This is a genomic window from Yersinia vastinensis (assembly GCF_902726565.1).
Taxonomy (GTDB): Bacteria; Pseudomonadota; Gammaproteobacteria; order Enterobacterales; family Enterobacteriaceae; genus Yersinia; species Yersinia vastinensis.
Map to the genome: position 1 here is coordinate 251666 of NZ_CACVAF010000004.1, position 23633 is coordinate 275298.

Consider the following 23633-nt stretch of genomic DNA (forward strand, 5'->3'; position numbering starts at 1 on the left):
TTACACACTATAAACGGTCAAAATCTGATGCATCATGGCGTTCCGGTAACTGTTCTTCTGGTGCGCCCCAAGTGCGATTAACAATACGACCACGTTGTACCGCAGGCCGCTTGGCAATGGCCTCAGTCCAGCGAATTAGATGGGTATAGGACTTCACATCCAGAAACTCCCCAGCGTCATATTGCAAGCCTAAAACCAGATTGCCGTACCATGGCCAGATAGCGATATCGGCAATTGAATACTCATCACCAGCAATATATTCGTGTGTTTCCAACTGCGTGTTGAGCAAATCAAGCTGGCGCTTCGCTTCCATAGTAAAACGGTCGATAGCGTATTCAATCTTCACTGGCGCATAGTGATAGAAATGACCAAATCCTCCCCCTAGATAAGGCGCTGCGCCCTGTAACCAGAACAGCCAGTTCAGCGCTTCCGTTCTACCAGCATGGGATTTTGGTAAGAAATGACCAAATTTATCCGCCAAATAAAGCAAAATGGCCCCTGACTCAAACACCCTGACGGGCGGGGTAGTTGAATGGTCCATCAAGGCTGGGATCTTCGAATTGGGATTGACGGCAACAAAACCACTTGAGAATTGATCACCTTCACCGATACGAATCAAATGGGCATCATATTCGGCCCCTTTTTCCCCTAACGCCAGCAACTCTTCCAACAGAATAGTCACTTTCTGGCCATTCGGTGTCGCCAATGAATAGAGTTGCAAAGGATGCTTGCCAACAGGGAGTTCTGCTTCATATCGAGCACCGGCCGTTGGACGATTGATTTTGGACCATACACCACCGCTGGCACTGTTTTCCGTCCAGACTTTCGGTGGCTGATATTCGTTATCTTTCATCATGATTACCTTATTTGAGAATGAATACGAACTTAATAATACTCAGAGTGATTATGCACCAATCGTTCCCTATTGATAGAGAATAACGGGGATAATATTTCTGTCATTCAGGCTCCCTATAGTGAGGTGGCTTTTAACCTTTGGGCAATAACAATAATTAGGGAACTTAACATGAAAATGACCACATTTAGGTTGGCACTACTGGCAAGCCATATTACGTTCAGTACCTCTTTATGGGCAGCACAAGCGGTTGAAGTGCCGGCTACACTTGCTGGGCATGCCGTTTTACCTGTGAAATCCGTTGTCGCAGCACCGCAAGATGCGCCCAACGATTTACAAGAAAGTGGCAAATACACCCGAGGTCAACGAGTCACGACGTTAGGCTCAGTGGCGGGTAAATCAGCTGATCGCCTCACTGGCATCGGGCTACCCATTCGCGGTCAACCCCTACAAGGACATTCCGGCATAAAGCACATGCCAGACGGCACTTATTGGGTACTAACTGATAACGGATTTGGCAGTAAAGCCAACTCGCCGGATGCTATGTTGTACCTCAATCACTACAATATTGATTTCAAAAATGGCAGTGTCACACCGTTGCAAACCCTGTTTTTACACGACCCGGATAAAAACGTTCCTTTTCATATCGTCAACGAAAGCACCGAAAAACGTTATCTGACCGGTAGTGATTTCGACCCCGAAAGTTTCCAGTTTGCCGATGATGCCCTATGGATTGGCGATGAATTCGGCCCGTACCTGATTAAGGCTGATTTGAATGGTAAAGTGCTGGCCGTCTTCGAGACACAGGTTGACGGTAAGGTAGTGAAGTCACCAGACAATCCCACACTTACATTACCCGGTGCCCCAGATGCTAAACAGAACTTCCAGGTAGCACGCTCAAAAGGGTTTGAAGGAATGGCCGCATCGCCTGATGGCAGCAAGTTATACCCGATACTGGAAGGGGCACTGTGGGACGGCGACAAGTTTGAGAATATTGACGGTAAACGCTACCTGCGTGTGCTGGAGTTTGATGTAAAACAGCAGAAATGGACAGGGCGCAGTTGGCAATATGTCCTGGAGGATAACCAGAATGCTATTGGCGATTTCAATATGATTGACACTACGCATGGGCTAGTTATCGAACGCGACAATGGTGAGGGTACGGCGGACAAAGCTTGTGTAGCTGGCGCACCGACAGACAATTGCTTTAGCCAAACGGCCAAGTTCAAACGCGTATACAAAATTGCATTTTCGGAGGATAACGTCGGGAAACCGGTCGATAAAGTTGCTTATATTGATTTACTGAACATTCAAGATCCACAACATCTGGCGCGTAAGCCCCTAAATAACGGTGTGCTGACATTCCCATTCTTCACCATTGAAAATGTTGATGTCGTCGATGGCACTCATATTATTGTCGGTAATGATAATAACTTTCCGTTCTCCTCCAGCCGTCAACCCAATGAGGCCGACGATAACGAATTTATTCTGCTGGATGTGAAACAGTTACTGGGCCAATAACCGCAAAAAAGTTAGCTGACCCAATGTCTTTATATTGTGGGAAGCATGATGTCGTTTAAACTGACATCATGCTTCATACAGCACCGTTGAGACTTCCGCGACTTGTCGTTTTAGGATATTGAGCGTTTTCGAAAGGACGCTTTCTTGTTCTTTGAACCAGCCATCTTTATCGGGCAGGGAGGTGGCAAGCCGCCAAGACTCTTCTTTTTCCAATGCGGCCAATTCACGCAGCATCGCATCAATTTGATGTCGAACTTCATTAATTTTACGCCGCAGCCGCTCAAGATCATCAATAAGGTCACTGGACATCAGTGGCTCAAGCCCTTGCTTTAGGTTCTCCAGCAACTGATGAATGGCAGAGAAATCACCTCGTTGACGAGCTTGGTTGAGTTGTACCATGAGCTGATGGGCTTTCTCTTTAAATTCATCCGCCACTAAATCAGGGTGACAAAGCCGACTGGCTTGCCGCCACAAACGTTTCAATTCTTGGCGCTGATCAGCTGAGAGTTTCTGGTTATTATCGTGTCGCTGTTCAGCATCATTTTGCTGCTCTTGATAGCTCTCATATTTCTCTTTTGCTTCTTCGCGGGCTTTGCGCGTTGACTCAGTGTTTCGCGTGTTAAAGCCATTTTCCAACTCTTTAATCTCAGCCAGAAGTGCTGTCACAAGCGCCGTTTGTTGCTGAATTTGTTCTCGTATTTCAACGGTTTCGCTGGAAATAGCGGAAAGGTCTAACCAACGTTGTTTTAACGAGGCAAGTTCATCAATAGCCTGGGCGATGTATTGTTGGCAATGGCGATAATCGCGCTCCCGACGGCGCGCTTCGGCTTCCGCTTTTCGTAACGTGCTCTCCGCCAATTGCTTACGCAAATGGAGAATTTGCTTCATTAATGGGCCTAGGCGAACAAGGTAGAGGTCGTTAAAATCATCCAGTAACTGAATACGCTCATTACGTTTATCGATTAACTCGCGTAATTGCTCTTCTAGCGCTTTTAATTCTAATTTACAGGCCGCCAACTCCAGATCTTGCCACTCGGTTACCGCTTGTTTATTTCCCAACCACGCGGAAATAGCCTCTAGCGCGGCGGAAAATTTACCTTGCTCAATGGACATGGCAATAAAGACAAGTACAGCATCCTGAGTTTCACTTTTAAGATAAGGAAGTTGGTGTCGGATTATTTCGTCATCTTCAAGCTCAATGGCGCTTTTAATGATCTCCAGCCGTTTAATGAGTTTTTTCATAAATACCGGATTTACTGATAGCGTAAGCAGAATACCTACATACTAAACAACGGCTTCCCATTGTTCCAGATGAATAAGGGCTGATTTATGCCGGATGGTGAGATAGATATTCCGGCATGAGCGATAAATCACATTCGGTTCAGGGAATGGAGAGTCGAGTGGCCCATAATTGGCTAAAGGCAATCCAAGAACGTAGCGTCGGTGAGATAAACTTGCTTTTATGATAACAAAGCGTGAGTTTACGATAAAAACGATGCTCGGTTTCAAGTTGAACAAAATGCCCTTTATAGAATGGTTGTGCGAGTATTCTGTTCGAGATAAATGTAATGCCTAAATTATTTCTTACACAGGAGAGAATGGCATCAAAGGCATTAAGCGAAAGGGATACATGCGGATTATGTAAATGTAATGCAAGTTGATTATCGAAAAAAGCCCGGCTGCTAGAACCACGTTCACGTAGAATCCAGCTTTCCTGATTCAATGTTTCATAAGACACTATTTTCTCTTTGGCCAGTGGGTGATTCTTACTCACAATAATCACCATCTCATCTTCCATCCAAGGCTCACAAATGAGATTGGGTTCTGTTGTCGGCCCTTCCAATAGGGCAACGTCAATCTCGAAACTATTCAACATACCACCAATTTCTTGTGTATTTGCGATGACCGATTGAGGTAGCCAGCCATATTTGTTCTCAAACTTGGTCAACATATCTGGCAATACATAGCTGCCAATAGTTTTAGTACAGCCTAAATTAAGATGAATATCATGTGATTTTTCATCAAACAGTTGCTCAACGCCTTGTACACGCGCTAATAGCTCATCCGCCACAGGCAGCAGCTTTTTTCCTTCATGATTGATAATTAATCGCGCATGTTGCCTATCAAATAGACGAATACCTAGCTGATTTTCTAATTCAGCTAGAGTTTGGGAGACAGCGCCTTTGGTCATAAATATTGAATCCGCGGCAAGTGTCATACTGCCATGGCGCACGATAGACACAAAAACGGAAAGCTGCTTAAAAGTAATATTCATCGTTTAGTTTTTCTAAACCTGTTGTAATTAATAACTCGATTTTTTAAATGATACCTTATCGCTATAATTTTTGCCGTAGATAGAGATGAAAAATCGAGGTAATAACGTGTTGAGATATATGCATCACAAAGTTCGGGGATTGCCGACGCCAGTTGCGGGGTTAGCTTTAGGGATTGCCAGCTTAGGTTTGTGTTTAGAAAATGCTTTACCCCTTGAAGGAGCAGGGCAAAACGTCGGAGCTTTGATTGCAGCAGGTCTGCTGTGTGTGATGATTATGCGTTTTATTCTTCATCCCGATACCCTACATCAGGATATTAAACACCCCGTAGTGGGCAGTATTGTTCCAACCTTTGCAATGGCCGCCATGGTTGTGTCTAAAGCACTGGGTAATTTCTCCCCGACAGCGGGTGAAGTGCTTTGGTTGGGGGCGGTTATTGTGCACTTAATTGCACTGGTGCTTTTCATTTATCATCGAGCACAAGAGCCTAACTTACACCATATGGTACCGAGCTGGTTTATACCGCCTGTCGGTATTATTGTGGCAGATGTGATGTGCCCCAGTGACGCATTTCATAGTTTTGCATTGATTTTGCTAGCTATTGGTATGGTAAGTTATCTGCTGATGTTGCCTATGATGATTTATCGTTTCATGTTTCGTAATGAAGTCCCCGATGCAGCAAAACCAACAATTGCCATCATGGCCGCACCTGCCAGTCTATCATTAGCCGGATATCTCACTGTGGTTAAAGAGCCATCTTTATTGCTCTGTGCCATATTGCTGGGGATTGCCTTGCTAATGACACTAGTGATTTATTGTGCTTTCTTCCGCCTAATGCGGCTGCCTTTTAGCCCCGGTTATGCTGCTTTTACTTTCCCGATGGCTATCGGTGCGACAGCACTCTATAAAATGGCCAATCTGGTAGGACAATATCCACAGGCAATTGAATACGCTCAACAGCTGCATAGAATCGCGACGTTAGAAGCTGTAGTAGCAACATTAGTCATTAGTTATGTCTCAGTACGATTTATTCATAATTATTTAATACCCAGCAAATTAACTCGTTACCATCAAACAACGAAATAAATGGATGGTGATTAAGGATTAGAATCATGGAGAAGTCTAGCCAAGCCACAATAATTCCTGCTATCGCTTTAGTGCTATTTTTAGTCTGTTTTGTATGGGCGCTATTTTTGTAGTCTTATCTATTTTCATAATAATTATATAGTCTATTGAAACCACTAATATAGGATTTTAATATGAATACTGTTATAGAAAAAAGAGGGGTAATCGTTGATATTAGCTACACTATCGACCATCAGAAAAGGACAATTTCGCTTTGTAAAGAATTCACCAATAAAGAAGTTCTTTTTAATTTTTTAGGTGAATTAGATCAAAAAGCAAGAAGAATCACTACTGAAATGCATCGATGCAAAATCTCCTACAAGATTCAAGAAGTAAAAAATAATTTTATATTAGATGCACAATTCCAATTTGCCTGCCCGACTGAAGCGCTGATTTTTGAAGCAAAAATAAATCATGATGTCTTCCTTTCACCAACAAGCAATGGTTACTACTCGAGGTAACTCTGTGGCTAAAGATAAGTTTATTACTCAAAGCTTTCCAGATGTCCTATGTTGGATTGAAAAGAATATTCACCGCGGAATAAAGTCTACCGACGTTATTGTCATTACGGGATATTCTCGTTCTTACTTCTTGCGTGAATTTCAAATAGTCATCGGAATCAGTTTATCTCAATACATTAGAGAGAAAAGGTTAAGAATTTCAGCAAGTAAACTCATATGGACTAATTTAAAAGTCAGTGAGATTAGTGAAGGAATGGGATTCCCAAGTCAAAGTACATTCTGCCAGACATTTAAAACATACTTTAATATGTCGCCAAGCGAGTATCGCTATAATTCAAAAACTCTATAAATAACCCAGCGGGTGTTATCTATATAGAATTCGTCTAATTGCTATTCTTGTATATCGGAATATGGTTAATAAAATGAAAAGACAATTTAAAGAAAAAGTCGTGCTATCGACATTTCCTGAAATAAGGGAATGGATATCAAATAAAATAGAAAATGGGAAGAGGGTGGCAGCATCCGATGTTGTCTCTATTTCCGGTTATTCACGCTCTTACTTCTTGAGGGAATTTGATTACCATCATCAAATATCAGTATCGAAATATATTAAACGTGAACGTTTATACCATGCACTTAATAAAGTTTTGGAATTAAAAAATAGCAATACAACATTAAAAGAAATTAGCATGACACTAGGTTTTCCAAGTCAAAGCTCCTTCTCTAGAGCATTTAAGTCTTACTTTGGTGTATCTCCATCAAAATATGTACTTATAAATGCTCTTATGGATTATTGAGTAAACTGAATGAGTTATGTTGTTGAGAATGAAAGAGAGGATGAATAATGAGTTCGACTTGCATTGATTCAGAATTAAAACAAGATCACTGGTACAGAATTACGGCGGAAATGCTGAGTCAGGCAAGGATCGCAATAAATGGAAACCGACCACAGGATATTCGAGTTAACAATCCAAAGTTTTTCCAGCGGGTATTACAAGAAGGTTCTCTTGGATTAGGTGAGAGCTATATGGATGGTTGGTGGGAATGCGATCGCTTAGATATTTTTTTCCAATCTATTTTAGCGGCCGAACTTGATACTCAACTCCCTAAGCGCCTCAGTGATATCATCCGCATCGCTTCCGCGCGTCTCTTTAACTTTCAAACACGTAAGCGTGCCTGGATCGTAGGTAAAGAACACTATGATTTAGGCAATGATTTATTTAGCCGTATGCTCGACCCCTATATGCAATATTCCTGCGCGTATTGGGATCGAGCTGAAACCTTAGAGCAGGCCCAACAAGCTAAATTGCGGATGATTTGCGAAAAGTTACAGCTCAAACCCGGCATGACGTTACTCGATATAGGCTGTGGTTGGGGCGGTCTATCTGCATTTGCAGCCAAAGAATACGGTGTATCTGTGAAGGGAATAACGATTTCGGTCGAACAACAGATAATGGCGCAGGAACGCTGTAAGGGATTAGATGTACAAATTCGGCTGCAAGATTATCGTGATCTTAATGAGCAATTTGATCGCATTGTTTCTGTGGGGATGTTTGAACATGTTGGCCCGAAGAACTATCGCACTTATTTTGAGGTTGCATCTCGCAGCCTCAAACCAGAGGGCTTATTCTTGTTGCACACCATCGGCTCCAATCAAACAGACCTTAATGTCGATCCTTGGATAAACAAATATATTTTCCCCAATGGATGTTTACCATCGATAACACAAATTGCCTCCATGAGTGAGGGGCTATTTGTATTAGAAGATTGGCATAATTTTGGAGCTGATTATGACCGCACGCTGATGGCTTGGTTCGATACATTCCAGCAGAGTTGGCCAGAGATTAAAAGTAACTATGACGACCGCTTTTATCGCATGTTTACTTATTATCTCAACGCCTGTGCCGGCGCTTTTCGTGCGAGAAACATCCAACTTTGGCAAGTGTTACTTAGCCCTAAAGGTGTTGAGGGCGGAATTCGGGTATCTCGTTGATGACTAAAGAATTAAATTATCATTGTTAGGCGCTTAATTAACTCTAACTTCAAACAATTTAATGACGAATGTAGATGCATCTACGTGAATTCTCGCCCACTAAGACCCTGCAAGAAGTGCAGAATTCACGTAGCGCAAGCCACGATTAAATTTACAATCCTCTGAAGAATAGGGGAGATATGGTACGTTACCCCCATACAATTTTTGAATGCAGGAGTAATGATGAAAAGAGAGACACTCTTCAATTATGCACGGGAACATTTCAACTCAGATCCGGAATACCTATGGAGTAAGTTTTCAAGTTATGCCGTGCTCCGTCATCATGACGGCAAAAAATGGTTCGGTATTGTGATGAACGTACCAGGCACGAAACTGGGACTGAAGACAGAGAATAAAATCGATGTACTGGAGGTCAAAGTTAGACCTGAGTTCATTGGGTCATTACGGCAAAAAGAGGGGATTTTACCTGCTTATCATATGAACAAAGAACACTGGGTCAGCGTGCTTCTTTCTGGTCCGTTATCTTCAGAGGAGATTTACGACTTGCTTACTGAAAGTCATGATCTGACTGCCTGAACGCTATGTCGTAATGGTGGGCTGAACATGTCATTGTTCATCTGATGATGACTGAGTAAGAGAGTAGAAAGCGACAGGCCCGGGGCTTCAATTAAATTTAACATAATATACATTATGCGCACCAAGATAAAGATAGGCAGAATGTCGAGTTTTAACCTTTATCATGACAAGTTCATTAATTTGAGCTTGGTTGGTCTACTAACCATAACGATGTCTTTCTCTCATCAATTCAATCTAACAATGACCACTCAGAGTCTGCAATAATCCGAAATACATAAGGCCGACTGGATAAAACCAATTATAGGAACAATACTTAATACGGTTCCATATGGTTCTTAGCTATCTTTATGAGAGGAATATTATGAAATTATTGAAAACAATGACAATGTTAGCTGTTCTGGGTGCGTTTTCTTCTGGTGCAATATCAGCAGAACTGTTGACTAAAGAAGATCTCAATGCAAACCCTAGTCAGTATGAGAAAATTGGGAATATTGTTACTTCCAATGAATTGGCACCAATGGATGCTCGAGAAGAGTTATCAAAAAAAGCAGATGAACTGGGTGGCGATTATTACGTAATTACATCAGCGAATACTGATAATAAGATCCATGCCACTGCCGATGTGTATAAGAAAAAGTAATCATTTTCAGTGGTCCTTATTGAATAACCTTTCTACAGACCCCCGCGGAATGCTCACCGGGGGTCTGAATATATTCAACGATTTCCCCGATTATTTGTGACACCGTCACCCTCCTCTACTATTTAATCTTACCTGAATCCGGTATGCTCAAAATATCTCATAAAATATTCCGGATTTGAAACATGATTCCAGTGTTTGGATGGCTCTATTTATTTATATTAAAATCAATCAATTATCAGCATTTGCTCAGGTGTTTATTATGAGCCACTCAGCACTACGCAGTTCGGCGCTGCCACTATTAGTCGCTGGTGCTTTCTTCATGGAAAATCTTGATGGGACGGTCATCGTTACGGCCATGCCGCAGATGGCCTCAGCATTTGCCGTGCATCCTATTGATATGAATATTGGTATTTCAGCCTATATTCTCACGCTGACGGTTTTTATTCCTGCCAGTGGTTGGATTGCTAATCGCTTTGGCGCCCGTAATATCTTTGCGGCTGCTATGGTGATCTTCACTTTAGCATCAGTGCTTTGTGCTTTAAGTACCAATCTGATGGAGTTTACGGGCGCGCGTATATTACAAGGATTTGGTGGCGCTATGATGGTGCCTGTTGGCCGCTTGATTGTCTTGCGTAATACAGCTAAAGCAGATTTGATTAAAGCCATCGCCACAATTACCTGGCCGGGACTGGTGGCACCTATTCTTGGGCCACCAGTAGGTGGTTTTATTACTACCTATGCCTCCTGGCACTGGATTTTTATTTTAAATGTCCCGCTGGGAATTATTGGATTGTGGTTGGCTTGGCGACTTATTCCGCAGGAGTCACCTCAGAAAGAGACTCCATTTGATACTCTCGGCTTTTTATTAACGGGTTCAGCTTGTTTCGGCTTGATGTTCGGTTTGGAGCTGTTTAATCATCAAAGTTTCTCGCGTTTAGTCCCTCTGTTTTGTATTGCAGGTAGCCTGATGCTCGGTGCTTGTGCTGTCTATCATGCAAAACGCCAGGCTTTCCCATTAATTGACTTGTGGGCTTTGCAGATAAAAAGTTACAGCGTCACAGTCTGGGGTGGTGGTCTATTCCGCATGGCGATTGGTGCAGTGCCATTTTTACTGCCTCTGTTGTTCCAGATTGGTTTTGGATTAAGCGCCTTCAGTGCTGGTTTACTGGTGTTAGCCGTTTTTGCCGGTAATCTTGCCATGAAACCTTTTACCTCAGCTATTCTGTATCGCTTTCGTTTCCGCCCGACACTGCTTGTCAATGGCTTGCTAAATGCTGCCACTATCTTTGCCTGTGCACTAATCACACCAGACACTCCTAACACGCTAATTATAATGCTACTTTTTGTTAGCGGACTGACGCGTTCCATGCAATTTACGGCACTTAATACATTAGCATTTTCTGAAGTACCACCACCCAAAATGGCCGGTGCCAACACACTGTCCAATATGGCCCAACAACTAGCAATCGGCTTGGGTATTGCGATTGGCGCATTGGCGTTACGGATTGCTGAGTGGTTCCATCCTTATCGGGCGGGAATGATCCCACTGGAAAATTTCCAGATAGCGTTTGTGGTTATTGGTGTGGTCGCATTACTATCGGTAGTAGATACATTGGCGCTTAGCCGGGATGCAGGCGACGAAGTGCGTAAGAAACCTATCAGACGCGGAAAGACAACATAGGGCTATCGTGGTGGCTTTCAAATCCATGAGTGTGTTAATCCATATCAATTATATTGTTGGCAACGGAAAATAAGGAATGCATATGATCGTTTTCGTCACTGGCGCGACCTCCGGTTTTGGTGAGGCTATCGCTCGCAAATTTATTCACGAAGGTCATCAAGTTATCGCGACTGGCCGTCGTCAGGAACGGCTGGATGAGTTAAAAGCTGAACTGGGTGATAAGCTGCATACGGTACGTTTAGATGTAAGAAATCGCGCTGCGATTCAACAAGTTATTGAGGATCTTCCTGCTGGTCTGAGAAACATTGATGTGCTGGTGAATAATGCAGGTCTGGCATTGGGGCTGGAACCGGCTCACAAGGCCAATGTTGAAGATTGGGATACAATGATTGACACCAATACCAAAGGTTTGGTGAATATGACTCGCGCCTTATTGCCTGCAATGGTGGCGCGAAATGTCGGCCATGTTATTAACATTGGATCTACTGCGGCCAACTGGCCTTACGCTGGCGGCAATGTTTACGGTGCAACCAAGGCCTTTGTTAAACAATTTAGCCTAGGACTACGTGCCGACTTACACGGAACTCATATCCGCGTGACGGACATCGAACCAGGTATGGTGGGCGGCACTGAATTTTCAGCTGTTCGATTTAAAGGTGATGAAGAAAAGGTTGATAAGACCTACAGTGGCGCTAACCCGCTAACACCTGAAGATGTTGCCGAAGCGGTTTATTGGGTAGCAACCCTGCCTCCTCGCGTTAATATCAACTCACTGGAAATGATGCCAGTCAGTCAGTCCTTTGCTGGATTGAGTATTCACCGCGAAGGTTAATTTGGCAAAGAACAAAGTGGCGGCGGTATCACCACCCCGCCCTTAATTGACTCGCCACCCCGCGACAATAATCAGCATGCCAGTCAACGCGACTCCTGCACCAATCCAATCGAATGCAGAAAGTTTCACGCCATCAACAACACGCAACCAAATTAATGCTGTCGCAACATAAACCCCGCCATATGCGGCATAAACGCGCCCACTTGCTGCGGGATGTAATGTCAATAACCAGACAAATATCGCTAAACTGGCCGCTGCGGGTAACAATAACCAAATTGTGCCGCCCTTGCGCAACCATAAATAAGGCAAGAAACAGCCAATAATCTCAGCTAATGCGGTGACAAAAAATAGCAACGATGTTTTTAACACGGTCAGATCTCTTTGTTGTCCTGCCAATGAGTTACAGCCTAAACAACAATAAAAAGTAACATTTAGTCACTCTACAGATCCTAAACAAGATTGTCGCTAGCTAGTGTATAGACCATGAGCAATGATATAATTTTTCTATCCGCTGATAGCGTGTCATTAATTATATGTGATTTAACATCACCGACTCATAAAGGACTTAAGACGATGAAGATAAATAGCCTGCCACGCTTGATCCGTGCTTTTTTACCCATAGCAGCGCTTGCATTGCCGCTCACTTGGCAAACACCTGCATTGGCACAATCGGCAACGTGTACTCAAGGCAGCACCTGCGTGTCTGTCGGTGGGAACAATGACCCAATGTCAAAAGAACAGGCACGCCAAAGTCAGCAACAATGGGATGATACCCATCGTCTACGCAATAAAGTGAATAACCGAGTAGAAAAGAATTTTGATAAATATGATCGTGCTGAAGATGCGAAAGATAACTGTCAGCGTAGCGAAAACTTGAACGCCTATTGGGAACCCAATACCCAACGTTGCTTGGATCGTTTGTCCGGTCGCCAGATTAATCCGTAATTGATGGCAATGACCCAGATTTACTTGAGGTTAAGTGAGTCTGGGCTATCCTTTAGGTACAGTTTAAGAATCAATACGTTAGGCAAGCTATTCATCCACATAAGGATTTTATGATGAAAAAAACGCTTATTATCAGCACATTGCTACTCTCTCTAGCGCCATTAGCTGCTTTAGCATCTTGTGAAAGTGTAAAAGCAGAGATCACGCAGAAAATCATTAGCAATGGCGTGCCCGAATCTGGTTTTGAATTGGAGATTGTTCCCAATGATCAGGTGCAACAAGCCGGTGGGCAAGTTGTAGGGCATTGCGAAAATGATACTCAGAAAATTGTTTATACCCGCATAACCGACGGCGAGTAATTTCTTCGTCCTTATCCGGGCGTGGGCGTACCTTGGGGTGCGCCCTTTTGTTTTAACAATGATGAAAATATGGGGTTTGCCTCAATATGTCCGGCAGTTTTGTTAAATGAAACGACCCGCTCATCTGTATTACTACCGAGTCATGCTGCGCCGGCTGCTGATCGCCATTATGCTCGGCATGATGTCTGCGCTGATCGTGTGGTTATTCCATCAAGCCATGTTGGGGTTAGAGTGGTTATTATTCGCCCGAACTGATGGAAGTCTGGTCGCTGCCGCCTCTTCTATTACTGGCTGGCGGCGAGCTTTGACTCCGGCATTGGGCGGTTTAGCTGCCGGCTCCTTACTGTGGGCATACCAACGTTACCAACATCGAAAGCCCAGTGCCCCAACCGATTATATGGAAGCCATTGAAACAGGCGATGGCCGATTAGATGTTTCTGCTAGTTTGGTTAAGTCGCTGGCCTCTTTATTGGTGGTATCCAGTGGTAGCGCCATTGGTCGAGAAGGTGCGATGGTGCTCTTGGCCGCTTTATTTGCCTCTGTTTTTGCTCAGCGCTACGCCAAACCGAAAGAGTGGAAACTTTGGGTAGCCTGCGGTGCCGCAGCCGGGATGGCCAGTGCTTATCATGCCCCTCTGGCAGGCAGTCTGTTTATTGCAGAAATTTTGTTTGGCACCTTAATGTTGGCATCTCTTGGCCCGGTGGTTATCGCTGCGGTCAGTGCACTACTGACCACGAATCTGCTGCACGGTGGTCAAGATACGCTTTATCAAGTGCAAGCGCTGCCATCCCCTTGGCCAATACAATATTTAGTCATGGGATTGTTAGGATTATTAGCCGGTTTTTGTGGGCCACTATTTCTTAGAGGCATGAGCGCCAGTGGGCATGCATTTCGTTCATTGAATTTATCCCCGCCATTACAACTTGCTCTTGGGGGAATTATTGTTGGGCTACTCTCTCTTATTTTTCCTGAGGTTTGGGGAAATGGCTACAGTGTCGTACAGTCATTTTTGACCACGCCACCCGGTGTTTTACTTATTGGCGGCATACTGATATGCAAACTAATGGCGGTGTTAGCGAGCAGTGGTTCGGGCGCACCGGGCGGGGTTTTTACCCCGACACTGTTTGTCGGGGCCGCGTTGGGAATGTTGTGTGGACAGATGTTAGCTTGGTGGCCAGTGTTGGGCGACAACATCGCCGTACTTATGGCATTGACCGGTATGGCAACTTTGTTGGCCGCTACCACTCATGCTCCCATAATGGCCGCATTAATGGTTTGTGAAATGACGGGCGAATACACCCTACTCCCTGGGCTACTTTTAGCCTGCGTTATTTCGACAACAATAGCACGCTGGTTGCGCCCTATCTCTGTCTATCATTCGCGCTAAAATAAGCTGATAATAGCCAAAGCTAACGGAAATAATTAATTTAACCAACAGTAACGCTATGGCGATAAATATATTATCTATTTATTGCTGTCAGATCTAAATATTGTGCCAGTGGTTTTTGTTCTGGATGTTGCAGATAAGGCAATTGTCCTAACTGTGGTGCCGGTAAACGTTCTCGTAGCATCGCGATTGTTTCAGCATAATGCGCCAGCCCCGGATTAATACGATTAGCGACCCAACCTAATAAAGGTAATCCATCATTGATGATGGCTTGTGCTGTTAATAACGCATGATTGATACAACCTAATTTAATACCTACCACTAAAATAACCGGTAATTGTTCTTGTATTACCCAATCAGAATAAAAGCGTTGGTCATTCATCATGACTTTCCAACCACCGCAACCCTCGACCACAACAGCATCTGCTTTATCAGATAATTGCTGTAGCCCTTGTGTCATTCTGTCGTAATTAATCAATGTATCCGTGCATGCATGGATAACATCGCTAGCCAGAGGATATGGGTTAACATCCTGATAATCAACGTCAATTGAAGATGAATTCTGTAAAATCAACGCATCCTGATTACGCAATCCATCAGGTGTTTCTTTACTTTCTGTCGCGACCGGCTTATAGCCTACTGCTGTTCTGTCATTTTGACTCAAGGCCTGAAGTAAGGCCCGTGACACTATGGTTTTACCAACAGCAGTGTCGGTCCCCGTCACAAATACACGCGTTAACATAACAATACTCCGCAATCTAGCCTCTTCGACTCACGTCTTTTCGCATAACATTAGCGAAATTGGCAACATGGATAAAAGTCTAGGCGAAGCTAGCAATTGACAGCTTGCGTTAGCGCAATGTTTTACCGAACTGAGGAAGGTTTTTAACGGATGACATCAAATAATGTAGAGAAATACACTGCAGGTACTCACTAATAATTAACTCTTAATTATTAGTGAGTACCTTATCCTTGCAGTAATTTCACCAGTAATGAGCCGTTATATAATGCTTCTTTTACTAATGCAGCACCCGGCATTGTTCCTTGATTAAAGAAGGCTGTCGGCTCAACAAGGATATTTTCGCTGTAAGCAGGTAATGCTTGTTGGCGAATACAAGATGCGATTGCCGGATGTAGAATAGACGCTGCTTTATTTAGTGGTGAACCCACTAAAATTTTTTCTGGGTTAAATAAATTGACCATTATGGCAATAATTCGCCCAACACTGTGACCGACACCCAAAATAATATCTTTCGCTAATTGGTCGCCAGCTAAAGCGGCATCACATAAAGACTCAACATTTAAAGGCGAACCGTGTAATAACGAGCTCATCGAGCCATTTAATCGCTGTTGTGCAATTTCCAGCATATTTTCAATACTGGCGACAGTTTCAAGGCAACCATGATTACCGCAATAACAGCGTTTACCATAAGGATCGACTTGGGTATGGCCAATTTCAACCACACTGCGGCTACCCGCATGCAATACTCGCCCAGCGGCAATAACGCCGGCCCCGACATTATGATCAATCACCACCTGAATAACATTTTGGCAACCACGCGAGGCACCATACAGCGCTTCGGCCATCGTCCAGGCACAAATATCATGTTGCAGGTAAACAGGTAATCCCGTTCGTTGCTCAAGCGCTGGCCCAAGCAGCATTTCGTCTACGTCATAAAACGGCATTTTATGCACAACACCGGCAGGCGCATCAATAATGCCTGGCATGGTAATTGCGATTGCAGTCAGTCTCTCAAGTTTTTCCTGATGACGAATAAAGAATTGATCGACTTCGCTAAGAATACGGCTAAGGAGGGGTTCCGGATGGCAATCAGGCAGTGGAATTTGGTCTTCGACCACTAATTTACTGCTGAGATCACGCAGCGCGAGAGTAATAGACCCGCGACTAATACGCCCAGAGACATAGTGCCAAGCTTCAGTATCAAGGACTAAACCAATGGCTGGCCGCCCGCGGCTACCCACATCTTGATATTCAGTCTCTTTGACCAGATGAGCTTCAACCAGTTCACGCACAATTTTTGTGATACTGGCGGGGGCCAGTTGCGCCCTCTTAGACAGTTCAATGCGGGATATCGGGCCGAACAAATCAATCAGCCGATAAACGGCCCCTGCATTGGTCTGCTTGATTTGATCAATATGCCCAGGCTGTCCATCCGTTATCACTAAACCGGCTCCTTCTCTGCCACCGAGTATTTTTCGCGCTTCTAAATAAAGATTATCGGCTATGTTGGGGCTTTTAGCATATGGCGTCAACTATTTGATTAGTTATGTGATTTACTGCACATAATCACCGATTTTCTTGCACGCGATGATGGTTATTTATACGAAGTCAGGCCAGAGAGATCTGCAACCATCAGGCGAATCAATGCTTCTGCCGGCGCGGTCACAGGCCGATGCTTATGGTTAACCAGCCATACTTCGGTGGTGGCGCTTTCTTCGGCTAGAGGCAAATATTTCACTCCATCCACTTTTACTCGAGTAAATGATGCTGGCAAGATTGAAACCCCTAGACCTGAAGAGACTAAGCCGACAATTGTCATCGCCTCCCCAACCTCTTGAGTAATATAAGGCGTGATGCCGGCACGCGCTAACAACGTGAGAATTTCATCATATAAAGCCGTGCCTACTTCCCGAGCAAAAAAAACAAAAGGCTGCTCGGCCAATGAGTGGTATTTGATGCTGGGTAATGCAGCGAGCGGGTGCTCTTTGTGGACAACGGCAACCAAAGGTTCGCGCAGCAGCAAACGGTATTGTAGAGCATCCGGTAAGCGAGTATTGCGCATTACACCAAGATCAAGTCGTCCATCCAACAACGGCTCAATTTGCTGTTTGGTGTTAACCTCCTGCATTTTAATATGCACTTGTGGATGTAATTGGCGAAAAGCACGTAAATTTTTCGACACTGTACTGATAAAAGGAGCAGATGACGTAAAGCCGATGGTCAATTCACCGGATTCACCACGATGTAGGCGTGCGGCCTTTTCTGATGCGGTATTCACTTGAGCCAGAATTTGGTAAGACTCTTTCAAAAACAGCTCGCCTGCTTGGGTTAGACTGACGTTACGGTTATTACGTGCGAACAACCGGGCGCCAATTTGCTCCTCCAGAATTTGAATCTGTTGGCTTAGGGGGGGTTGTGAAATGCGCAAACGCTCCGCAGCTCTTCCAAAGTGCAACTCTTCTGCTACCGCAATGAAATAACGTAAGTGCCTGAGTTCTATGCTCATCCAACCCCATTAATACTTTAAACGTCTTATTTTTAATAATTAATATATTAGACAAAAAACTTAGCTATTTCTATGATCTTGCTATTGAAGCAGATCGTTATGATTTTGATTAAGGAAATACCGTGACCACCTCTTTGCGCCCTACGGATACCTTAGGGCCGACTCTTGCAGCAAATGATGATGCCACTACGTTAGTGGCTGAATCAAAAGTCTCTCGTTTAACTAAACGCCCTTATATTCAACGCGGTACACCAGAGTTTATTCGCGTCACATTCGCTTTTTTTTCAGCCGGACTTGCCACTTTTGCCCTGCTCTATTGCGTCCAACCGATTTTGCCACTGCTATCGCAGGATTTTAATATTTCACCTGCGGGCAGCAGTTTATCGCTTTCAACCGCAACCGGGATGTTGGCTTTTGGCTTAATGTTTACTGGCCCTCTATCTGATGCCGTTGGGCGAAAGTCAGTCATGGTCGTCGCATTGATGTTGGCCGCTATCTGCACGTTAATTTGTTCATTTATGACGAGTTGGCATGGCATTTTGTTCATGCGGGCATTGATTGGCTTGTCCCTCAGCGGCGTGGCGGCCGTGGCAATGACCTACCTCAGTGAGGAAATTCACCCAAGCTTTGTGGCTCTTTCTATGGGGTTGTATATCAGCGGTAACTCCATTGGTGGTATGAGTGGCCGTTTGGTCACCGGGGTTCTGAGTGATTTCTTCTCGTGGCGTATCGCACTGGCGGTGATTGGCTTGTTTGCCTTAGCTGCGGCTTGTATGTTTTGGCGCATTCTTCCCGCGTCGAAACATTTCAGGCCCACATCATTACGGCCTCGCACTTTAGTGATCAATTTCAAGTTGCACTGGCGCGATTCAGGTTTGCCATTGCTGTTTGCCGAAGGTTTTTTGATCATGGGCAGCTTTGTGACTTTATTTAATTACATTGGTTATCGTTTGCTGTCACCGCCGTATTATCTCAGCCAAGCCGTAGTCGGTTTATTATCGATTGTTTATCTAACAGGTTCTTATAGTTCACCCAAAGCGGGTGCGTTAACCAGTCGCTATGGTCGTGGACCAGTATTAATGGCATCAATCGGTATGATGTTGATTGGGGTGATAATGACGGGGTTCTCACCCGTCATTACGATCTTAATTGGTATGATGATCTTTACTGCTGGTTTTTTCGCCGCCCACTCGGTTGCCAGTAGCTGGATTGGACGACGCGCCCGCCGTGCGAAAGCGCAAGCCTCATCACTATATTTATTTTGTTATTATGCCGGTTCGAGTGTTGCAGGAACATTAGGCGGTATTTTTTGGCTTAATTTAGGGTGGACTGGGGTCGTTGGGTTTATCGCCATCTTGTTACTGCTGGCCTTGTATGTCGGTCAACGATTGCGCAAATTGCCCGAAGCGGCAAAAATTTAAACTTTAATTATCTATTTGACATCAAACTAGAATTTGACGTTCTCTCAATTATGTACTTATTATTAATAGGAAACTTAATACCACGAGTGACTGCGTAAAGTATTTAGGGAATTTTTTTACGATAAATGCTTCCTTAATTTATTCGATTTCAGGAGAACGTATGACAGCTCATTTTTTGACGCTTTGGGATATTCTGGCAACCACATTTTCAATTTTCTTCTTTATTGCCTACTTACTGATCTTGTTTCAGGTTATTTCTGACCTTTTCAGAGACCATGAGCTAGGTGGTTTTTATAAAGCCTTATGGATTATATTTTTACTGTTTATACCGTTACTTACCTCCCTTGTGTATCTTATCACTCGCGGAAAAGGCATGGCGCAGCGTTATCGCGCATCGGTCCAGAAGTCGGTCGCAGACACGAATGAGTATATTCGCCATGTTGCAGGTAAATCACCGGCTGAACAGATTGCTGACGCCAAAAAATTATTGGACGAAGGCACAATTACTGAAAGTGAGTACCAGCAACTGAAAGCCAAAGCCTTGGCCTAATTTATCATTATTCAAAGATATAAAGGCTGAATGCCAGTGAACCTGCCATTTGGTCTTTTTTATTATTTTCCCTACGCCATAAAAAGCAGGTTTCAGCTTTTCCGTCATCACATCTATAATGCCGTTTCCTCCTTTAATTGCGAGATTCAGGAATGAAACACTCACCGCTGCGGCGTTCGCTATTATTAGCCGGTATTACCCTTCCCTTAACTCATTTTGCCCTACCTGCTTGGGCCACGCCCCCCGAGTCATTGGACAAACAGTTGGCTGAACTCGAACGGAAATCAAATGGCCTTCTCGGTATTGCGATGATTAATACTGCCAATGGACGGAAAATTCAGTATCGTGGTACTCAGCGTTTCCCATTCTGTAGCACATTTAAATTTATGCTAGCTGCTGCTGTATTGGGCCAAAGCCAATCTCAGCCTAATCTGCTCAATAAACACATCAAATATCATGAAAGTGATTTATTGTCCTATGCGCCCATCACGCGTAAAAATCTGGCTCAAGGTATGTCTGTCTCAGAATTATGTGCAGCAACCATCCAATATAGTGATAACACTGCCGCCAATTTATTAATCAAAGAACTCGGTGGAATAGCTGCGGTGAATGAATTTGCCCGTAGTATCGGCGATCACACATTCAGATTGGATCGCCTCGAGCCTGATTTAAATACGGCCCTGCCAAATGATCCTCGCGATACAACCACTCCCGCAGCAATGGCCGCCAGTCTGAATAAATTAGTGTTGGGAGATGCTCTGCCCGCCGCACAACGAGAGCAGTTAGCCATATGGCTAAAAGGGAATACCACTGGAGGGGAAACTATTCGTGCTGGAGCGCCAGCTGACTGGATTGTTGGTGATAAAACTGGTGGTGGCGATTATGGCACCACTAATGATATTGCGGTGCTCTGGCCACCAACAGGCGCCCCTATTATTTTAGTCATTTATTTTACGCAACGAGAAAAAGACGCGAAACCGCGCCGCGATGTGTTGGCAGAGGCAACTAAAATGGTCTTGTCTCACCTTTCTTGATGACCCTAGCGGGTATTAACACCCGCTATCTTAAGCACCTGTATGACTGTTATCTTTTTGCATATTCCCAATATTTCACGACAACGTTAGGCTTTCAGATGTCTTTTTTTATTGATATAAATACTGTATGTTGTAACTAAAATAAGATTTATGAAAAAAAATGATGAATAAATATGATTTGATAGACCGGCTAAATAACCGATTCTCTTCTCTGGAGATAGAATTACAGCAACTCCACCAGCAGCTTGCAGAATTACCCTTGCTTGCAGCGCGCGTTTTTTCTCTACCCGAAATAGAAAAAGGCACTGAACATCAGCCTATTGAAAAAATCTCTGTCGACACCACGATAGGAAATAAGGCAAGAGACTTAGCACTGCAACATTATCAACGCCTGTTTATTCATCACCAAGGACAGAATATCAGTAGCAAAGCTGCCGTCCGTCTACCCGGCGTACTCTGTCTCTCTGTTACGGATGATCAATTAAGTGAATGCCAACAGACCATATATAAAATTAATCAATTAAAAGCTGAATTAGAACATCTCATTACCGTCGAATCAGGCCTGCCGAGTGAGCAGCGTTTTGAATTTGTGCACACTCATTTACATGGGCTAATAACACTAAACACTTATCGCACTATTACGCCGCTCATTAACCCCAGTTCGGTGCGCTTTGGTTGGGCCAATAAACATATTATTAAGAATGTCACTCGCGAAGAAGTACTGGTGCAGTTAAATAAAAGCCTGAATGCTGGACGTGCAGTTCCCCCTTTTAGTCGTGAACAATGGATGGAATTAGTCAGTCTGGAAATTAATGATGTGCAGCGTCTGCCCGAGAATACGCGCTTGAAGATCAAGCGGCCGGTAAAAGTACAACCCATAGCACGAGTCTGGTATCAAGAGCAGCAGAAACAAGTACAACACCCCTGCCCTATGCCATTAATAGCATTCTGTCTGGTTGAGTCGGCGTTGGAATTACCTAAGTTAGGTGAGTTGACTGACTATGATGCCAACCATATTAAACATAAATATAAACCTGACGCTAAACCATTACGTCTGTTAGTTCCACGATTGCACTTATATGTTGAAGCTGATAAATAAACGCCGAGAATTAATCTCGGCGCCAATCTCACGAGCGTAAGAAAATTACTTCATGCTACCAACCATGTCTTCCGGCTTGACCCATTCATCGAACTGCTCGCTCGTCAAATAGCCTAACTTTAACGCGGCGGCCTTCAATGTCAGCCCCTCTTTATGAGCTTTCTTCGCTATCTCCGCTGCTTTGTCATAACCAATATGAGTATTCAGTGCAGTGACCAACATCAACGACTCATTCAGCAGTTGCGTAATGCGGTCACGATTGGGCTCAATCCCTACCGCACAATGTTCATTAAAGCCCCGCATACCATCAGCTAGTAAACGAATTGATTGTAGGAAGTTATGAATGACTAACGGGCGGAACACGTTCAATTCAAAGTTGCCAGATGCCCCACCAATATTAACAGCCACATCGTTACCCATAACCTGAGCGCATAACATGGTCATAGCTTCGCATTGTGTCGGATTGACTTTACCCGGCATGATCGAGCTACCAGGTTCATTTTCAGGGATCGAAATCTCGCCAATACCGCAACGCGGGCCAGAGGATAGCCAACGCACATCATTAGCAATTTTCATCAGTGATGCCGCTAAACCTTTCAATGCCCCATGACCATGAACAAGTGCATCACAAGTGGCTAATGACTCAAATTTATTCGGCGCAGTGACAAAGGGTTGATGAGTTAATGCAGCAATTTCATTAGCCACACGTACTGCGTACTCAGGATGTGTATTCAACCCAGTCCCGACAGCGGTTCCGCCAAGAGCTAACTCACAGAGATGAGGAATTGTTGCCTCAATATGTTTCGCGCTATGGGATAGCATGGCGACCCAACCAGAAATCTCCTGCCCCAACGTCAGCGGTGTTGCGTCTTGCAAATGCGTCCGCCCAATTTTCACAATATCGCGATAGGCTTCAGCTTTATCCGTCAGTGTCTGCTGCAATATTTTTAGTTCTGGCAGCAGATTTTCTCGTAACCCGATAACAGCGGCAACGTGCATTGCTGTTGGAAATACATCATTTGAACTTTGACTTTTATTAACATCATCATTGGGGTGAACCAAACGATGATTGCCCCGCTCACCGCCTAACAGTTCACTGGCACGGTTTGCTAATACCTCATTCATGTTCATATTAGTCTGAGTGCCAGACCCTGTCTGCCAGATAGACAGCGGAAACTCGTTAGGATGGCAGTCATCCAATACTTCATCAGCGGCTCGCATAATCGCTTTGGCCCGATCCGCAGGCAGCAATCCTAAATCCATATTAACCTGTGCTGCAGCCCTCTTAGTCAGCGCCAGAGCATGAATCAGCGCAGTCGGCATTTTTTCTTGCGAGATGCGGAAATGCTCTAGTGAACGCTGAGTTTGCGCGCCCCATAATTGCTTTGCCGGCACATCGATAGGCCCCATAGAGTCTTTTTCACTGCGGGTGGTTGCCATCACTGTCTCCTTAGCACTTAGAACAATAGATTGAGGTAAGCCATGTCTGCGTCATTGGCAGCATGGCACTATAATGATGGCATATTTAGCATGACATTTATGCGATTGATTCGTATTTCCATCATTTCGTGTTCACTGCCAGCTTGGCTAATTGCATTACCACTTGCAACCCCTCAGGCCCCATTGTTTACTAAG

At 44.2% G+C, this 23633-nt stretch carries 25 protein-coding genes; 17 read left to right on the plus strand and 8 right to left on the minus strand.

Annotated elements, in window-relative coordinates:
• Positions 1-7 precede the first annotated feature (7 nt).
• On the minus strand, positions 8-853 hold the full coding sequence (yghU, locus tag HUZ92_RS07990; RefSeq protein ID WP_050140636.1) for a glutathione-dependent disulfide-bond oxidoreductase: 846 nt from the start codon (positions 851-853) through the stop codon (positions 8-10).
• Between the two features lie 171 nt (positions 854-1024).
• Between yghU and HUZ92_RS07995 the strand changes: the two genes are divergently transcribed.
• Entirely contained in the window at positions 1025-2374 is a 1350-nt protein-coding gene (locus HUZ92_RS07995) for an esterase-like activity of phytase family protein (protein WP_050296163.1), read from the plus strand.
• Between the two features lie 66 nt (positions 2375-2440).
• On the opposite strand, the gene HUZ92_RS08000 is transcribed toward HUZ92_RS07995, so the two are convergent.
• Complete coding sequence (locus HUZ92_RS08000; RefSeq protein WP_128451553.1) at positions 2441-3616, minus strand: coiled-coil domain-containing protein; 1176 nt, start codon at positions 3614-3616, stop codon at positions 2441-2443.
• A 139-nt stretch (positions 3617-3755) separates the two neighbouring features.
• Positions 3756-4649, minus strand: coding sequence for a LysR substrate-binding domain-containing protein (locus tag HUZ92_RS08005; RefSeq protein ID WP_050097686.1), 894 nt, complete (start codon positions 4647-4649; stop codon positions 3756-3758).
• Between the two features lie 106 nt (positions 4650-4755).
• Between HUZ92_RS08005 and HUZ92_RS08010 the strand changes: the two genes are divergently transcribed.
• From HUZ92_RS08010 to ydfG, 9 genes are all read left to right on the plus strand, one after another.
• A complete protein-coding gene (locus HUZ92_RS08010) occupies positions 4756-5733 on the plus strand; it encodes a TDT family transporter (RefSeq protein WP_174846806.1) in 978 nt (325 codons plus the stop codon).
• 173 nt (positions 5734-5906) lie between these two features.
• Positions 5907-6233 (plus strand): DUF406 family protein, encoded by a 327-nt coding sequence (locus HUZ92_RS08015; protein ID WP_050097688.1) that lies wholly within the window; start codon positions 5907-5909, stop codon positions 6231-6233.
• 4 nt (positions 6234-6237) lie between these two features.
• Positions 6238-6582 (plus strand): helix-turn-helix transcriptional regulator, encoded by a 345-nt coding sequence (locus HUZ92_RS08020; protein ID WP_145579956.1) that lies wholly within the window; start codon positions 6238-6240, stop codon positions 6580-6582.
• 73 nt (positions 6583-6655) lie between these two features.
• Positions 6656-7030, plus strand: coding sequence for a helix-turn-helix transcriptional regulator (locus HUZ92_RS08025; protein WP_050296160.1), 375 nt, complete (start codon positions 6656-6658; stop codon positions 7028-7030).
• Between the two features lie 47 nt (positions 7031-7077).
• Entirely contained in the window at positions 7078-8226 is a 1149-nt protein-coding gene (cfa, locus tag HUZ92_RS08030; RefSeq protein WP_050097689.1) for a cyclopropane fatty acyl phospholipid synthase, read from the plus strand.
• 222 nt (positions 8227-8448) lie between these two features.
• Positions 8449-8802, plus strand: a complete 354-nt coding sequence (locus HUZ92_RS08035; RefSeq protein WP_145579957.1) for an MmcQ/YjbR family DNA-binding protein — start codon at positions 8449-8451, stop codon at positions 8800-8802.
• 361 nt (positions 8803-9163) lie between these two features.
• Complete coding sequence (gene yahO, locus HUZ92_RS08040; protein WP_050097691.1) at positions 9164-9442, plus strand: DUF1471 family periplasmic protein YahO; 279 nt, start codon at positions 9164-9166, stop codon at positions 9440-9442.
• A gap of 259 nt (positions 9443-9701) precedes the next feature.
• Positions 9702-11123, plus strand: a complete 1422-nt coding sequence (locus HUZ92_RS08045) for an MFS transporter (RefSeq protein ID WP_050140634.1) — start codon at positions 9702-9704, stop codon at positions 11121-11123.
• Positions 11124-11205: 82 nt separating this feature from the next.
• Positions 11206-11955 (plus strand): bifunctional NADP-dependent 3-hydroxy acid dehydrogenase/3-hydroxypropionate dehydrogenase YdfG, encoded by a 750-nt coding sequence (ydfG, locus tag HUZ92_RS08050; protein WP_174846807.1) that lies wholly within the window; start codon positions 11206-11208, stop codon positions 11953-11955.
• Between the two features lie 42 nt (positions 11956-11997).
• On the opposite strand, the gene HUZ92_RS08055 is transcribed toward ydfG, so the two are convergent.
• Positions 11998-12324: a YnfA family protein gene (locus tag HUZ92_RS08055; RefSeq protein WP_050097694.1), complete on the minus strand. Its 327-nt coding sequence runs from the start codon at positions 12322-12324 to the stop codon at positions 11998-12000.
• A 204-nt stretch (positions 12325-12528) separates the two neighbouring features.
• Here HUZ92_RS08055 and HUZ92_RS08060 point away from each other — a divergent pair, with 204 nt between their 5' ends.
• The 3 genes from HUZ92_RS08060 to clcB all read left to right on the plus strand — a co-directional run bounded on the left by HUZ92_RS08060 (position 12529) and on the right by clcB (position 14646).
• Positions 12529-12900: a DUF1283 family protein gene (locus tag HUZ92_RS08060; RefSeq protein WP_050097695.1), complete on the plus strand. Its 372-nt coding sequence runs from the start codon at positions 12529-12531 to the stop codon at positions 12898-12900.
• A 113-nt stretch (positions 12901-13013) separates the two neighbouring features.
• The gene (locus HUZ92_RS08065) at positions 13014-13259 is read left to right on the plus strand and encodes a DUF1161 domain-containing protein (RefSeq protein ID WP_145579978.1); all 246 of its coding nucleotides are present in this window, start codon (positions 13014-13016) and stop codon (positions 13257-13259) included.
• 106 nt (positions 13260-13365) lie between these two features.
• Complete coding sequence (clcB, locus tag HUZ92_RS08070; RefSeq protein WP_050097697.1) at positions 13366-14646, plus strand: voltage-gated ClC-type chloride channel ClcB; 1281 nt, start codon at positions 13366-13368, stop codon at positions 14644-14646.
• 73 nt (positions 14647-14719) lie between these two features.
• Here clcB and bioD read toward each other — a convergent pair whose 3' ends face one another.
• The 3 genes from bioD to HUZ92_RS08085 form a co-directional block, all read right to left on the minus strand.
• On the minus strand, positions 14720-15388 hold the full coding sequence (bioD, locus tag HUZ92_RS08075; RefSeq protein WP_050097698.1) for a dethiobiotin synthase: 669 nt from the start codon (positions 15386-15388) through the stop codon (positions 14720-14722).
• A 224-nt stretch (positions 15389-15612) separates the two neighbouring features.
• Positions 15613-16830 carry a sugar metabolism global transcriptional regulator Mlc gene (gene mlc / locus HUZ92_RS08080; protein WP_050097699.1) on the minus strand — a complete coding sequence of 406 codons (1218 nt, stop codon included), beginning with the start codon at positions 16828-16830 and terminating at the stop codon, positions 15613-15615.
• 152 nt (positions 16831-16982) lie between these two features.
• Entirely contained in the window at positions 16983-17894 is a 912-nt protein-coding gene (locus HUZ92_RS08085) for a LysR family transcriptional regulator (protein ID WP_050296158.1), read from the minus strand.
• A 122-nt stretch (positions 17895-18016) separates the two neighbouring features.
• Between HUZ92_RS08085 and HUZ92_RS08090 the strand changes: the two genes are divergently transcribed.
• From HUZ92_RS08090 to tus, 4 genes are all read left to right on the plus strand, one after another.
• Positions 18017-19315, plus strand: a complete 1299-nt coding sequence (locus HUZ92_RS08090) for an MFS transporter (RefSeq protein ID WP_050097701.1) — start codon at positions 18017-18019, stop codon at positions 19313-19315.
• A gap of 160 nt (positions 19316-19475) precedes the next feature.
• Entirely contained in the window at positions 19476-19865 is a 390-nt protein-coding gene (locus HUZ92_RS08095; protein ID WP_050097702.1) for an SHOCT domain-containing protein, read from the plus strand.
• 152 nt (positions 19866-20017) lie between these two features.
• Positions 20018-20899, plus strand: coding sequence for a class A beta-lactamase (bla, locus tag HUZ92_RS08100; RefSeq protein ID WP_128451549.1), 882 nt, complete (start codon positions 20018-20020; stop codon positions 20897-20899).
• 163 nt (positions 20900-21062) lie between these two features.
• Positions 21063-21998, plus strand: coding sequence for a DNA replication terminus site-binding protein (tus, locus tag HUZ92_RS08105; protein WP_145579979.1), 936 nt, complete (start codon positions 21063-21065; stop codon positions 21996-21998).
• Between the two features lie 45 nt (positions 21999-22043).
• Here tus and fumC read toward each other — a convergent pair whose 3' ends face one another.
• Positions 22044-23438 carry a class II fumarate hydratase gene (gene fumC / locus HUZ92_RS08110; RefSeq protein WP_145579959.1) on the minus strand — a complete coding sequence of 465 codons (1395 nt, stop codon included), beginning with the start codon at positions 23436-23438 and terminating at the stop codon, positions 22044-22046.
• Between the last annotated feature and the right edge of the window lie 195 nt (positions 23439-23633).